This is a genomic window from Campylobacter showae, assembly GCF_004803815.1.
Classification (GTDB): Bacteria; Campylobacterota; Campylobacteria; order Campylobacterales; family Campylobacteraceae; genus Campylobacter_A; species Campylobacter_A showae.
Genome location: NZ_CP012544.1, coordinates 409,437 through 424,928 on the forward strand (window position 1 = coordinate 409,437; position 15,492 = coordinate 424,928).

Here is a 15,492-nt window from a genome sequence, read left to right on the forward strand (position 1 = left end):
AAAGTTGGTTTTACTGATTTGTATGCTCGCTAAGAGACTAACCGCGAAAGATTGTTGCTCGGTTAGTAGTTAGGGTTTAAATTTGCTAAAAAGAGTTACATTTAGATATGTTTGCGTAAAATTGGCTATAGAGTTGATAGGCGTTAGTCGTATAGCGTAGGGAGCGGAAAAACTCCGCTCCACTTAAGATTACGCGTTAGTTATCTGGATATAGTTTATTCCGCCCTCGGTTACCGAGTTAGCGTTTAACAAGTCAAAATTTGAGATACCTGCTAGTTTAACTAAGTTATCGTTAGCGTCTAAGGCCTTATTGCTGTTAGCATCTCTTACTAGATACGTATCGTTACCGTAGTATACCGCATAGATAGTATTTGCCGCTGTAGAGCTTAGACTACCTAGCGCATCGTTTATAGCCGTTTTTAGATCGGCTCTGCCGTCTACGTTTAGAGCTATTTTTTGTAACGTAGCTGCACCGGCGCTACCTAAGCTTATCTTATCGCCTCTGTTTGCATCGGTTATCGTTACGTATTTGCTAGCGCTAGCGTCTGTCGTAGAAGCTCCTAGGTTAAACGTATCGTTACCCGCTCCGCCGCTGATTTGGAATTTTTTATTAGCGGTTAATGCCGCAGTAGTGACAGTATCGTTTCCTTCGCCTAGGTTGACGGTTATATCGTGGGTTTGAGTAGTATTTCCGCCAAAGGTTACCTCGTCGTCGCCCGTACCGGTATCTACGGTCTTTAGTTTGGTGTTTGTAGCATAGGCTATACTTATGTCGTCTTTGGTAGACGAACCTTTGATTGACGATATTTCTAGTTCGGTCGATCGGATAATTATTTTGTTCGTACCGCTTGCATTGTTGTAGCCGCTTAGATCGATTGATTTTAGTTTAGGCATGTAGCTTAAGTCTACCGTTAGATTTGAGTTATGATTTACGCCGCCGTCTATAGCTAGGATACTTGCGGGATTGGTTATACCGCCTTTTATGGTCATGGTTTCGGTTTTATTGTTCGGCGATATAGACAATCCCCCCATTATCGTTCCTTTTACGTTTACGATGTCGGCCGTCGCATTCTTTTCTGCGGCACCGAGTCTGGCGTATATCTTTGTTACGTCATCTCCGACGTAGCCTTTGATATTAAGCGCTTTACCTGCACTTAAATATAGAGCTTTATCCCAATGTTGCCCTGGTTGCGATACACGGCTGTTTACGGGTTCTATGACATTTGAGATGTCCAAATTTATATTCACTCCAGCCATATGAACACTATTTGAGCCAGAGTTAAATTCTGCATATTGCATAGCGTCAAAACTTCCGGTGCTTATATTTATATTACCTTGAGATGCCAATATAGATCCAGTTTTTAGCTCTTTTAAGTTGTCTGCTTTTATAGTAATGCCTTCGCGACTGATAATCCTATTAAATTCTGCCGTAGAATCCAATCCGCTACCATTTATGTTTATTTTTGTATCTTTAGCGGCCATGATGGCTTCGGCCTTAAACGTCTTTTGTCCGTGTGCTTTTAAATTTACGTTTTTCACCATCTGGCTTCCATTATGACCTATGCCTTTAGTGTACGGATGTATTGATGTAGTGTAGCCTATGGTTACGTCACTATCTTGTATATCTGTACTTAAATTTATATTTACGTCGCTCTTTTTGTTATCGTTTCCGCTGTTTAGGCCTCTTAGCCAGCCTAGGCTTACGGTTTTTTGATTTACGGCGGTTATATTTATGTCGCCGCCCTGGCCCATGTCGCCCCAGTAGTCGCCTAGCTTTAAAACGGCGTCCGTTATGCCGTAGTCTGCGGTAGCGTTTAATGTTAAACTTTTAGCTTTTATAGGCGCATTGTTGATGTCAAAAGGAAGGGTATGCCCTATGTCTGCGATACTTCCTGCTACGCTAGCTTTTAAGTTAAACGTCATATCGCCCGTCGCGGTTATTCTTTGGTTTGTACTGTTGTTTATATTTAGTTCTTTATATCCGCTTGCATTTACGGTAAAATTTCTTGCCTCGGCGTGTGATAGGAAATTTATCACGCCGTCAGTTATATTCGAATTTGAGGTATGATTTATGGTTATGTCGCCGGTTGTGCGCACGGTTCCTGCATTGTAGTTAGCCACAGACCCCTCCTGCGTAAATTTACTCGTCAGACTTACATCTCCCACTGCGGTTATATTTCCTACGGTTAACGTTTTTTGTCCTACGGCGCTTACGGTTACGTTGTTTACCTTTTTATCGTTATCTCTATCTCCTATCTCTCCGTACGCTACCGTAGAGTCCTCTTTATCGGTAGTAGAGGTTAGGCTTACGTTTCTGGTGGTATATATTTTATCGTTTGCGGCTACGCTTAAATTCTTTAATCCTTCGGCTTTTAAAGAAATATCTTGAACGCCTTGAAGAGGAACCGGAAGATAGGTCTTATCGCCTACTGCTCTAAGAGTTACGCTAGTGTCGTCGCCTGTACCTTTTAGATTGATTTTACTGATGCCGCTTAGCTTATTGTTTATAGTATAGTCTCCCTTTGTCTCCACGTTTAGAGTCTTTAGGTTGTAGGCATTCGTATCGTGGCTTCCCGAAGCGTTTAACGCCGTAATACTAGCCGTTATATCTTTATCGGTCTTATTTACTACGTTTAGCGTTTCAAGAGCAAATACGCTGTTTATATCTTGATAAAAAGTACTACTGTTAGCCGTAGTATTTTCTAGGGTAAAGTCTAGCTCTTTTACGGTATTTGAGACTACGCTTGCACTAGTGGTGCCTTGGCTTGCAGGTACGTCGCTAGCGTTGGCTACTTTGACGTTTAGCTTTTCTGTTCCGTTTGCGGTTATGCTGCCGTTACCTTTTTCTATAACGAAATCTCTTATATCGGTACTATTGTTTATAGTTACGTTTGTAGAGTTGGTAGCTTTTGCGTTTACTTTTGCTATCTTAGAGTTAAGTATATTTACGGTGGCGCTAGTTCCGTTTATGCCAAGCTCGGTTATCTCTTGCGCTCTGGTAAAGTCTAGCACTGAAGCGTTGGTGTTGATATTTAGTACTTCCACTCCCGTCATCTCTACGTGTTGGTTTCCGTTTATAGCGTCTATGAAGTTTACCGTATCCTTGCCGGCTCCTCCGTCGATAGGTATGATTCTTCCGCTGGCTCCGGTTACGTTAAATACGTCGTCTTGTCCGCTGCCTTTTATGCTTTGAACGTATCCGTTGGCTTTTACGTTTGCGATTAGTTTGTTGCCTTTATATTCGGTAGCGTCAAAGCTATATAGCCCGCTCGTAGTATCTACCGTTAGATCAGCCGTTCCTTTTATATGCATAGTCTTTATGCTTGCAACTTGGTCTGGTTGTCTAATCGTATTTGATGTAAAATTAGTTAGCTTGCTAGCTCCTCCTACGGCGTTAATGGTTAGAGCTTCTATATGGTCTCCGTTAACGGTAGTTATGTTTATTCTAGCGTCTTTATCCATGTTTACATTATTTACGACGATTTCCTGGTTATCGTTGCTTCCGGCTAATACGTCGGTATTATAGATTAGATTTAATCTTCCCGTATCGCCGTTTCCGCTTAGTTTTAGATCGTTGACTAAAAGTTTTACTTTGTTCTCCGGGTTAATAACGTCTACCTTATTCTCGCCGTTTAAGGTGATGGTTTCTAGGTTATGGATATATTTAGTGTCAAATCTTAAATCGCCGTTGGTCTTGTTGGTCAAATTTAGATTCTCTATATTTTTAACCTCTCCGGTTCCGTTAGTCATTCCGTAGAAGTTAGTGTATAGGTCTAAATTTAAAGTATCGTTTCCGCCCTTGCCGTCTAGCTTATCGGTAGCTTTAAACGTAGTTTGTCCTACGGTAGCAGATACTGCTCCGTTAAATACGTCTGATTTGCCTGTTCCGCTTACGTCGTTAGCGTCTGCTGAAAGATTGTGGATAGTAGGAGCTATAAGAGCGTCTATTTTTGCTTTTTGCTCGTCTAGGTTGGTATTATTCGTAGTCGCTATTATCTCTTGGAATAAAGAGTAGTCGTAAGCTCCGGTTTGATCGGCCGGAATATCTGCTATCTTCTCGGCCATATACTGAGAGATGGCCGTTTTATTTTCAAATACCTTAGCGGCTACAGGGTCGGCTGCTTTTGCTATAGCAGAAGTAGCTACTTCAAATAGTTTAGCTACGGTATCTCCTCTTGAGTTACCTAGTTGAATGTGTTTTACCCATGCGTTAATACCGTCCGGGTCTTGAGAATAGTCTTTGCCTAAGATATTTTTATAGAGCATCTCTACGAAATCTCTATCGTGATCTATGCTGCCGTTAAAATAGGCTAGGGCCGCCGGAGAAGATAGCATATCGTTAGCCATCTTAGCTATCGTACTGTTTGCTCCCGCGTTTACCCATGCGTTAAAGCCTGCTCCTTCGGGTGCGCGGTTAAATAACGCTACGTAAAGCTGTGCTACTTGCGCTTGAGTTACTGCCATTGAGGACTCCTTGTTTAGTTACGGTTATAGGTTTAACGTTTTAAATACGATTTACGAGTTTAAAAAGTAAGCCCGACTAGGCTTAATTCGCGGGTAGATTGCGGCGCCTAATCGGGTCTAGTTTTAGGATAAAATTTACTGCACCGAAATTATGATCGCTCAAATCTAAACGCAGAAAAAGGTACACTTATCTTTAGGCTTTAGCGATTAAATCGCAAATCTTAATTTTAATGATATTTATAAATTTAACTAGATGCTATAAACTTAAAAATCGATTTAAAAAGTCGGGGGATTATAGCGAAAAAATATGAAAAATAAAAGGTAAATTAAATTTTACTCCCTGAGTAGTTCTAAAAGTACCGCAACGTGGCTTAAATTTATATCTTTAGTCGCGGTTAATAGAGCGATTTTGCCGTGCTTTTTTTCTAGAATTTTTAGCTCGTTCAGTCCTGCCGTCGCCTCTTTATCGGCTAGTTCGGTCTTAAATTTAACTTTAAATTCCTCAAATCTAGCTTCTTTATCCTCATGAAACCAAGACCTAAGCTCGTTTGACGGAGTAACCGACTTTAGCCATAAAAACGAGCAAAATATCTCCTTTTTCACTCCGCGAGGATAGAGTCTATCGATAAATACGCCGTAAAAATCGCTATTTTCATCGCCTTTTACAAAATCGTAAATTCTGAAAGCCTGAAACATTTTTACTCCCCGGTTTGACAAATTTGATTCCGAATTTTACAGTAAAATCGCTATTTTATCGACTAGATTTTAAATTATCTCCGTAGTTTACGGGTGCCAAGTTTTATCAAAAAGAGATCTTGCGCCGTATTTGATTTTTGTTTATTTGCATCAAATATCGGCTTTAATTTTATAAGAAACGGTGCTAATTTTTCGTATGAATACGCCAAAATAACCGCCCTTTAATCAAAATCCTAGTAAAATTCGCCAAAAAAATCGAGGCAAATTTATGCAAAAAAGTAAAAAAATCGCTCTTATTATCCTAGGCTCGCTTGCGGGCTTGCTGCTCATCTACACGCTCGCAGGCTTTTTAGGCGTTCCTTACGCACTCAAAAATACCTTGCCCACAAAGCTAAAAGATATAAACGCTAGCCTTAGCGTGGCGGAGGCTAAATTTAACCCTTTTACCTTCGAGCTAAACGTCACACGCCCCGAGCTAAACACGACCGCGCCGCTTTTTAGCGCGGAGCAAATCGACGTCAAACTTAAGCCTTTTTCGCTCTTTAAAAAGCTAGCAGAAGTCGATATCTTGCGCCTAAAAAGCCCAAGCGTAAATATCGCTAGAGATAAAAACGGCACGCTAAATTTAGCTACGTTTTTAGGCGAGTCAAACGCTACTAGCACCGAAAACAACGAAACTAGTAGCATAAATTTCGCTCTAAACAGCACAAAGATAATCGGCGGCTCGTTTGCCTACTCGGACGAGAGTTTAAAGCAGCCTTTTAGCGCCAAATTTGAGGGCATAAACTACGAAATCTCAGGCATAAATACCGAGCAAAATAGCGCGGGCAAGCACGTTTTTGACGCAAACTCCACGCTAGCGCAAAAGCTGGACTGGCAGGGCGGCATCGACCTCGCGCCGCTTCGCGTTTACGGCGAGCTTAGCCTAAAGGACTTTAACGTCCGCCCCGTCGCTCTTAGCTTCATCGATACGAAGGATCTACGCATAAATAGCGCGCTCGTAAATGCAAAAACGAGCTACGAACTAAGTGCGGACGGCGGCGTTATCAAGGCTGCTTTAAAAAACGCAGCTTTAAATTTAAAGTCGTTTGAAGCGCAACTTGATGGGCAAAATTTGAGCCTAGAGGAGCTTGATCTACCTGCCATCGAGGTAAATGCCGACGTTAGCGAAAAAAGAAGCTTTGCGGCCGATATTAGCGAGATAAAATTTAAAAACACGAGCTTTAAAGGCGAGGCGCAGGCAAATTTAAACAATCTAAATTTAAGCGGCGTCGCGCTTAAGGCCGATATAAACGAAAAGGGCGATATAAACGCCTCCGCAGCGCTCAAAGCTCTGGGCGTTAGCGGGATAAATTTGACCGAAAAAAGCGTCGGCGAGATAAAGCTAAAAGACGCAAATGCAAGTGAGCTGGATGCTAAAATAAAAGGGCAAAATATCGCAGCTGGCCTAAAAAATTTGACGCTTAACGTCGCCTCCGCCCCGGTCGGTAAAAACAGTGCGGCAAGCCTAGAAAAGCTCGTTATAAACGCGCCTAAATTTACGCTGGAAAATAATGCCAGCACTGCTTCTATCGGCGAGATAAAAGCTCAAAAAATCGTGCTAAAAACTAAAAATAAAGAGATCGCCGCCGTCGCTGAAATCGGCGTGAAGGACGCGGATTTTGATCTAGCCAAAACTGCGCTTCGCATCGAAAGCGTAAGTATAAATAAGCCTAAATTTGCAACCGATATAAAAGAAAACGGCGAGCTTAGCGCTATTAGTGAGCTTGGACTAAACGGCGAAAAAACAGCCGCTAAAAAAACAAATACAAAAAGCAAAACCGAAAGCGCGAAAAAACCTGCCAAATCTCAAAAAACGGCAGAAAAAAGCGCCGCGAAAAAAAGTAAAAAAACCGAGCAAAAAAGCGCTCAAGATGCAAAGAGCGGATTTAAATTTAGCGTCAAAAACGTCGCCGTTACGGGTGCGGATATAGGTATAACCCATATCTTTGAGGGGCAAAAGATAGCGCACAAATTTGACGGACTAAATATAAATTTGCAAAATATCAGCGAAAATTTAGCTGCACCAGTGACCGCTAAAATCGACATGAAAAGCTCGCAAAAGCTAAATTTGGCTCTTAAGGGTAAAATCACGCCAGAGCCCCTAAGTATCGAAGCCGATATAAAACTAAATGACGCAAATCTGTCTCGCTACTTCGTCTACGCTAAAAACTATCTGGACGCGAGCCTAAAAAGCGGCGAGCTAAATGCCGAACTAAACGTAAAATACGCCGCGGACGCCTCCGTAAGCGGTAAGGCAAACATCGCAAATATCGAGCTTGCGGACGGCTCTGGCGATAAGGTTTTTGCCTTTAAAAACCTCAAGCTATCTAAAATTTCGTTTGCGAAAAATTTTTTAAATTTAGAGCGAGTGACTCTGAGCGCACCGTTTTTAAAGGCGCATTTAAATAAAGAACGCGAACTAAATCTAAGCAGTCTAGTGAAAAAGAGTGAGAGCGAAAGTACGCAAAATGCGGACGTAAAACAAGCCGCCCCTAAAAACGAAAAGGCCGCAGAGGCAGCAAAACAGCAGAAAAAAGAGGGCGAGTTTGACTTCGCTATCAAGAACATCCTCGTAGAAAACGGCGATGTAGACTTCTCCGACGCGTCGCTATTTATGCCGTTTGCGACTAAGATCACCAAGCTAGAAGGCGTGCTGATGGATATCGACAGTACTCGCCCGACGATGGGTACGTTTGAGGGCGTGGTCGGCAAGAGCGGCTTTAGCAAGATCGGGCTCAAGCTACTGCCGTACGACCCGAAAAAGAGCACGGAGGTCAAATTTAGCTTTAAAGATATCGATCTAGTCGACGTGACGCCTTATAGCGGGCAGTTTTTGGGCTACAAGATAGAAAAAGGCAAGCTAAATTTGACTCTAAACTACGATGTTAAGGACTCTAAGCTAAACGGTAGCAATGTCGTAAATCTAGACACGCTAACGCTTGGCGAAAAGGTCGAGTCTAAAGACGCGGTAGATTTACCTCTATCGCTTGCTATCTCGATCTTGAGCGATCAAAACAATCAGATAAACATCGATCTGCCGGTGACGGGCGACCTAAACGACCCAGACTTTAAATACGGCGGTATCGTCTGGGAAGCGGTTAAGAAGCTATTTGCCGACATCACGCTGGCTCCGTTTAGATTTTTGGGTAATATGCTAGGGTTAAGCAGCAATGATCTAAATACTATCGACTTTATGCCAGCAAATGCCGAGCTAATCGTATCCGAGCAGGCTAAGATAGCTGATTTTATCAAGCTAACGACGGCAAAACCTAAGATGAAGCTAAGCATCACTCCGGCCTACTCGGACGTGGACGTAACGGCGCTAAAAAACGCGAAACTAAACGAAAAAATCAGTCAAACGATGGCGCAAACGGGCAAGGACTACGCAGGAGCGCTCGCATCGCTAGCTCCAAAAGAAAAAAGCAGCGACGAAAAGGCGCTGCGGGAGGCTGCGCTAAAAGGCATCGAGGTGAAAAAAGAGCAGCTGCTAGATCTCGCTAACGCAAGAGCTCAGGCTATCAAGGCGGCCCTAGCGCAGGCTGGACTGGCCGAAGATAGGGTGACGGTTAAAAAGCCCGAAAAAACGGACGTCAAACAGGGCGAATACTCAAGCGTGATGATGGGCGTGGCGGACTAAATTTGCGCGGTTGCGGCCTTTGTCGTATGGTTTTGCTTGATTTTGAGTGCGTAATCGTTTATCCGCTTTGCTTACGCCAAAAGCATCTTGCGGATAAATTTGCAAATTTGACCCTCCCAGACCCGTACGGCAAAACGCTAAATTTGATTTAGTTAAATTTGACGCCAAGCTCTAGCGAGGCTTAAATTTCGCGTTTTCAGGATTGCAGTTTTTAAGGCCAAATTTGACGCGAGATAAATTCGCGATATTTTAAAGCTAGAGATAAAATTTGACTCAAAAATAGCTCTATTAAGGTAGTCAGCGTCGTATAATTTTTAAAAAGATTAGTTTGCCGACAGCCCGAGTTAGCGCGCTAGAAACTGAAATTTGAGCCGACAAAAGATAAAATTTATCCGCAAAAATCTACGAATTTAAGTTTTAGTTCGGTAAAATTAGATAAAAATTTTATAAAGGTTAATCGTTATGAGAGGTTACAAAATCTTTTCGGGTACCGCAAATCCGGCGTTTTCAAAGAAAATTTCGCATTATTTATCGCTTCCGCTCAGCGAAGCCACGATCAAGCGCTTTAGCGACGGCGAGATCAGCGTACAGATCGGCGAGAGCGTGCGCGGCAAGGACATTTTCATCATCCAGCCTACCTGCGCGCCGGCAAACGTAAATTTGATGGAGCTTTTGATCCTAACCGACGCGCTTAAGCGCAGCTCGGCTAGCTCGATAACGGCGGTGGTGCCGTACTTCGGCTACGCGCGCCAAGACCGCAAAGCCGCTCCTCGCGTGCCTATCACGGCAAAACTCGTGGCAAACATGATGCAAACGGCGGGCATCGACCGTGTCGTCACGATCGATCTTCATGCGGGCCAAATTCAGGGTTTTTTTGATATCCCCGTCGATAACCTCTACGGTTCGATCATCTTTAACGACCATATCAAAAATAAAAATCTCAAAAATCCAATCATCGCTAGCCCCGATATCGGCGGCGTCGCGCGCGCTAGAAGCGTCGCAAAAGCCCTAAATCTCGATATCGTCATCGTCGATAAACGCCGCGAAAAAGCTAACGAAAGCGAAGTAATGAACGTAATCGGCGACGTGGCGGGCAAGGACGTGATCCTGGTCGATGATATGATCGATACGGGCGGCACGATAGTAAAGGCGGCAAAAGTCTTTAAAGAGCGCGGCGCAACCTCGGTGATGGCGTGCTGCACGCATGCGGTACTCTCGGGTAAGGCCTACGAAAACCTCGCAGATAGCGCGCTAGACGAGCTAGTGGTGACCGACACGATACCGCTACGCGAGGAAAACGAAAAGATAAAAGTACTCAGCGTAGCTCCGATTTTTGGCGAAGTGATCAGGCGCGTGTATCATAACGAAAGCGTAAATTCGCTATTTGACTGATTTTAGGCGGTGCTTTGGTCGCCGGTTTTGATTAAATTTACCCCTTAACGGCGCATGCGACGAGTTTGCGCCGTAAAGATGCGGCTCGTGCCGATCAAATTTAACTGCGTCAAATTTACTCAAAAAGGACTGAAATTAAACGTAACTTTTCACGTTTTTTTCACGGAGTGAAAAGTGAAATAATTTATATTATTTTGGTTAATTTTGTAATCTTAAATTTAATCCCAAAAGCCCATAAAATCGGCATTTGTCACTAAAAAATAACTTAAATTTATATAGCTTTAAATTTGGCAAAATTTCGAAATCAAACTTAACGATAAAAGCAAAATTTAAAAGTTATTCACATATAGCGAAGCGGTAAAATTTGAATCGAAATTTAAAAAGCGAGCCCGAATCCAGGCTCGCAAATGGCATCAGTGCTCGCCCTTGTGTAGGAAATAAAGCCCCAAGCAAAGCGCCAAAATCGAGGCCGCAAGGTAGGTCATCTCAAGCGGCGTAGTGAAATTTGCGTGCAAAACGCGCTGGAAAAAGTTAACGATAAGCACCATGATGATGACTTTGCCAAGTTTATCCTTAAGCTCGTCGAGCGAGTGCACCTCGAGGACTTTGCTCTGTTTGGACTGCTTGAGCTCCTCGATTTCGGAGATAAACAGCTCGTAAATGCCGAAGCTAAAGATGTAAAGCACGAGCGCCATGAGGTAGAGGTCGATCGCGCCCACGATCTCGCCGACGACTTCTGAGTGGAAGTTCTCCGGGTGAAAATCGCCGAAAAAGTAGTGATAAACGGCGACGAAAACCTTGCCTACGTCGTAGCTGGCGATGACGAAAAGCACGATAGCGCCGAGCAAGCCAAACACCACGGGAAGCAGCGTGAAGTTGTTGCTAAAGAGCAGAATTTTTTCAAAAGATTTACGCATTAATTTCCTTTGTTGAAAAATAAAACGCGTATTTTATAATATTTTCCTTAAAGATTAGGCTCATAAACTAGCAAAGATAACTGGAGCTAAAAAGTAAAAATTTAATCGTATTCTTCATAAATATCTCTTTTTTCTTCCATTTCCGCTTCTTTTGTATATTGCTCGGCAAACTTGCGCATAGCTGCTGCAAATCTAGTAAAACCTTCCGCATCAAGGGCTTCGGCTTTTTCTTGATTTTTCTTAGCAAGCTCTCGCTCTTCCCACCCGTAAGTAAAGGTATGCATTCCGCGCCGATTAAAAAGCGCGAGCGTGAATTCGGAGCGTATTTTGTCGGCATCCCGCTCATCTAAAATATCGGCCACGGCCTTATGTATCCAAAGCCCGCCCGGATCAGCAGGCGCGTAGGTTAAACTTTGTCCGATATAGTGCCTGGCAACTCCTATATGCCCCATCTCTTCGGTGATCCTTTTGGCTTCTTTGATCCACTCTTTAAGCGTATTTTCGTCGAAATTTTCATCTTCTTTAACTCCTGGACAAAGTTTCCATTCATATAAAATATCGCAGGCATTTTCGGCCAGATAGCGTTTATTCTCATCTATTTCTTTAGTATCGTCGCTTTTGTCATGTTTGGACCGAAAGGCAAGGGCAATCATATCGGCAAAGAATTGCGGATCAGAAGCGAGTTTTTTCTCGATTGCGGTATGGGATTTTTCTCTTGAAAATCTTTTTAACCAAGGAAAGAAATTAAATTCGATTTTAAGTAGCACGTCTTGATCAATCGTTTTTGATTTTTGAAGGCAATTAATTAGCTCAACTACATCATAGGCCACATAGCTATAGTCGGTAAGTTCTTGCTTACCGCTTTTACTATCAAGGACCGAGATAAGCGAACGAACCGCTAAGGCTTCATTAATTTCGGCTTTATTTGCCCTGTGAGCAGCGCAGATGACGGCTGCACCTTCGCGCCCATGCATAAGCAATTTTTCGGTTGCTTCATTTAGATAGCCGTCTGATTCATAAGGATTAACTTTGACGTTTTTCCAGTACAGACCCTCGCTATTTTCTCCTAAATATTTAGAAACCGTTTCCCATACCTCTTCATTGAAAGGTAAAAGCAACAGAAATTTAGCGCGTTGCTCTAAAGACCAATCTTTTTGCATAATCATATCAACCCAATCAATGCCGATTTTATAAAATTTGATCCGTGCATACCCGCTTAAAACCTGCTTTTCAACTTCATCATTTGAATCAAGAAATGTTGGCAATAGTTCATTTTCAATCAAATCATATTCTATTTCGTCCAAAGCTCGACCTACATCAAATGGCGAAGCTACTTTTTTGGCAAAATTTATACAACTCATCAAGCCTCCGATATCCAAAATTTCCTTTATGGCGGAATTGCGTTTTTTAGCGAGCTTTTCTATTTGTTTATCATAGCTATCATCTTCGTCCAACAACTCAAAAACTACGCCATTAAATAAATAACGATATTTTATTTCCGGCGAAGATGGCGCAAGACTATCGGCTAAGTTTTCGATTTTGCAAAGTTCTTCTTCGAGCAATGCCCAGTTAGTATCAGAAAATTTTCTATGGCGACGCACAATCTCATCAAGTTTTTCCCAAACTAAATAGAGCTTTTCTTCGGGCAAATTTATTATGCTATCCGATAAGCAATGATCAAGAATAAAATCATATGCATTTTTGGGTAAATTTGAAAGCCTTTCTATAAGCTCAATAAATTTATCCACGTCTTCTTTTGCTAAATCAATCACAAGCTCAGATAGCACGGTAATTTGCTCCAAATATTCATCTTGAAATACGCCATCCTTCCAATCTAAAGGTATAAAATCTCGCCAAATAGGACGGTAGTTTCCGCTTGTAGTGTGGCAACCTTCCGGAAGCAACTCTAGCAGCAGGGACCATCCGATTTTGGGTTGATTTTTTATCACGGCTTTGATCGCCGCTTTTCTTTTATCAAATTTTGCGGCAGTTTGCACATGCCAAGGTAAAAATATATTCACAAGCGATCTTATAGGACGATTTGCCCAAGATCCGCCGGGATCAATAGAGGCAAGATCCGCCAAGACAACCGCTACTCTTGATAAATAATCAGGGGACCATGCTAACCCTTCAAGAGCCCACAACAGGCCGCACATATAATTACGACCTTCGATTCCGCCTCCCTCTTGTTCAAATATTTCATGAAAAGGGGAATTTGAAATATCAACCAATGACGACTCTACAGCATCAAGAAATTCGCTGGGCGCGGCTTCTGCTAAAAGCGGTAAGTAGTAATCTATACTCGCCCATCGCTCCCAATCCGCCCCATCAAGCAATGTGCGCACAATAAAATTTACAGTGTTTAAAGCCTCATTGCAAGAGCAGTTACTAAGCGCTTTAGGGCGACTACCCATCAAAGCAAGCGTTTGAGAAATTCCTTTTCTAATATTTTGCGAATAGTTTAATTGTTTTCCATAAATACTAGCGGCACATCGTTCTTCCTTTGGTAGATCAAGCGCCGGATCTCTTTCTTCTAAAGATGAAATCGCCATATTCTTAAAACGGGCTAGATCGTCATTCGAGATCATTACCTCCAAGGACATCCCATGCCTCATCACGAGAAACAACCTTCCATTTTCCTTCTATCAAAGCAAGTGGAGAGTCTGGACGCAGTGCGTCAGCCCTAAATTTTTCTATCCATTCTTTATAGCTTTTGCCGACAAATTCTTCTATGGCTTGAATGTCCGCTTTGTTTTCCTCGTCCCAACGACCTATTAAACAGGCTTTTGCCAATTCGCGAGCAGTATTTCGTTTCGCATATGACGGCGCAGCGGCTCCTACGAGATACCTCATAAGTGCAGACAGCCTCCTATTTCCTATTTTAGCAAATTCCTCTGCAAGAGCATCTGGAAATTGCGCTTTCGTCAGTATCTCTTTGATCTGATATGATGGAGGACTTTTAAGGTCTATAACATCGTCATTGCCGTTTGATGAGGCATCGCAAAACGGCACGATCACTCCATGCCCTTTTTCTATAGCCAACGTAAGCAAATTTTGTTGCTCATCATCTAAATCCAATCTAGGGCTAGCAACCAATACATGTGATCGTCGCAACTCGGATATCGCTTGCCATGTATCTTTATCTTTTATAAAAAGACACTTATCTGCATATTTTTGCGCCTTTTCTTTTCCAAGCGTCATAAGGTAAGCCGCCACAAAATCATCTACGTCATTTTCGCTCTCAGCAATAATAAATAGCTTTTTGGCTTTGCCCAAAAAGATACTCTCAAGCGCACTACAAGCCTTATCGCGAGAAGAGATAAAAAGCTCGGGCGTAAGAGCCAGCCCATTAAATTGTGACTGGATCAAGTTGCAATTTTTAAATTTAGATTGAGTTAAATTCCAGTGTTCAAGCGGGGTTATGATATCACCTAAATTTGACGAAATTCCTATTTTGCAAGCCATCCACTTACCGATAGCGGGAAATTCTCTAAGCCAATCCGCTAGCTTTACCCCATCTATTATTATAATTCGTTTCCATCCTGTATTTTGCCGCCTTTTAATCCAAGCCCTCTGTTTTGGCTCATCCCAACCATTTGCTTCGGCCGAACGCGGAGTAGCGAAGACGAAAGTGAAATTTGCCCGCTCTTCATTGCTCAGTTCATCAGTTCTTTTTTGAAAGTCGCTACTTGCTTTTTCTTGAGGATCTTTTCCGGTGCCTATTTCCCAATAGGATTTCCCCGCAGGAACAAATTCCAAAAATCCGGTCTCGCAATATACAAGACCATCCATACCGGATTGATTTACGGCATCGCCGTAAGGTATGCGACACTCCTTTATATCGGGTGCAGATTGCTTGATAAGTAGATAAATAAGCTCCGGAATTATTCCCTGGCTTTCACGCGTATCTGCATATCGTGCCAAATCGTTAGGAGTTATAATGCTTGTGTATTTCATGATTCAAGTATCCTTTTTTTTGATAGCATTTTATATATTTTTAGCTTTATTTCACAAAATTTGCTTTCTAAAATTTTTAAGTAAATTGTGCTTTAATATGGTATAGCAATTTTAAGACCTATTTGTAACTGTTTATCGCAAAGATGCAGGTAAATGTATATGTGAAATTTACAAAAGATCGTGTGCAGATCAAAAAATTAATACGACAAAAACACGGTTTCATTTTCTAAAATAATCAAAATTTAATCTGAAAATCCAAGCTTTGCAAGGCTTTGACAAGAGAGCTGAAAACTAACCCACGCCCAAAACCTACACCAAATTTATGCTCAAGTAAGATAAGCGTAATTTAGACAAAATTTAGCCGAATTTACGCCAAAGCGCGGCAAG

7 protein-coding genes are annotated in these 15,492 nt (G+C 42.3%); 2 read left to right on the plus strand and 5 right to left on the minus strand.

From position 1 onward, the window contains the following. Positions 1–189: 189 nt before the first annotated feature. Both CSHOW_RS02080 and CSHOW_RS02085 read right to left on the minus strand, forming a co-directional pair. A complete protein-coding gene (locus CSHOW_RS02080) occupies positions 190–4,464 on the minus strand; it encodes a beta strand repeat-containing protein (RefSeq protein WP_171992803.1) in 4,275 nt (1,424 codons plus the stop codon). A 333-nt stretch (positions 4,465–4,797) separates the two neighbouring features. Next, entirely contained in the window at positions 4,798–5,160 is a 363-nt protein-coding gene (locus CSHOW_RS02085) for a DUF488 domain-containing protein (RefSeq protein ID WP_004321159.1), read from the minus strand. Between the two features lie 268 nt (positions 5,161–5,428). Here CSHOW_RS02085 and CSHOW_RS02090 point away from each other — a divergent pair, with 268 nt between their 5' ends. Both CSHOW_RS02090 and CSHOW_RS02095 read left to right on the plus strand, forming a co-directional pair. Continuing rightward, entirely contained in the window at positions 5,429–8,839 is a 3,411-nt protein-coding gene (locus CSHOW_RS02090; RefSeq protein WP_004321150.1) for a DUF748 domain-containing protein, read from the plus strand. A 462-nt stretch (positions 8,840–9,301) separates the two neighbouring features. Beyond that, a complete protein-coding gene (locus tag CSHOW_RS02095; RefSeq protein WP_004321147.1) occupies positions 9,302–10,231 on the plus strand; it encodes a ribose-phosphate pyrophosphokinase in 930 nt (309 codons plus the stop codon). 413 nt (positions 10,232–10,644) lie between these two features. Here CSHOW_RS02095 and CSHOW_RS02100 read toward each other — a convergent pair whose 3' ends face one another. From CSHOW_RS02100 to CSHOW_RS10310, 3 genes are all read right to left on the minus strand, one after another. Further along, positions 10,645–11,148, minus strand: a complete 504-nt coding sequence (locus CSHOW_RS02100) for a YqhA family protein (RefSeq protein ID WP_004321139.1) — start codon at positions 11,146–11,148, stop codon at positions 10,645–10,647. A gap of 101 nt (positions 11,149–11,249) precedes the next feature. Beyond that, positions 11,250–13,745, minus strand: a complete 2,496-nt coding sequence (locus CSHOW_RS10305; RefSeq protein ID WP_198400666.1) for a hypothetical protein — start codon at positions 13,743–13,745, stop codon at positions 11,250–11,252. Beyond that, positions 13,723–15,105: a hypothetical protein gene (locus tag CSHOW_RS10310; protein WP_004321136.1), complete on the minus strand. Its 1,383-nt coding sequence runs from the start codon at positions 15,103–15,105 to the stop codon at positions 13,723–13,725. Before CSHOW_RS10310 ends, CSHOW_RS10305 begins: the two co-directional genes overlap by 23 nt. Positions 15,106–15,492: the final 387 nt, after the last annotated feature.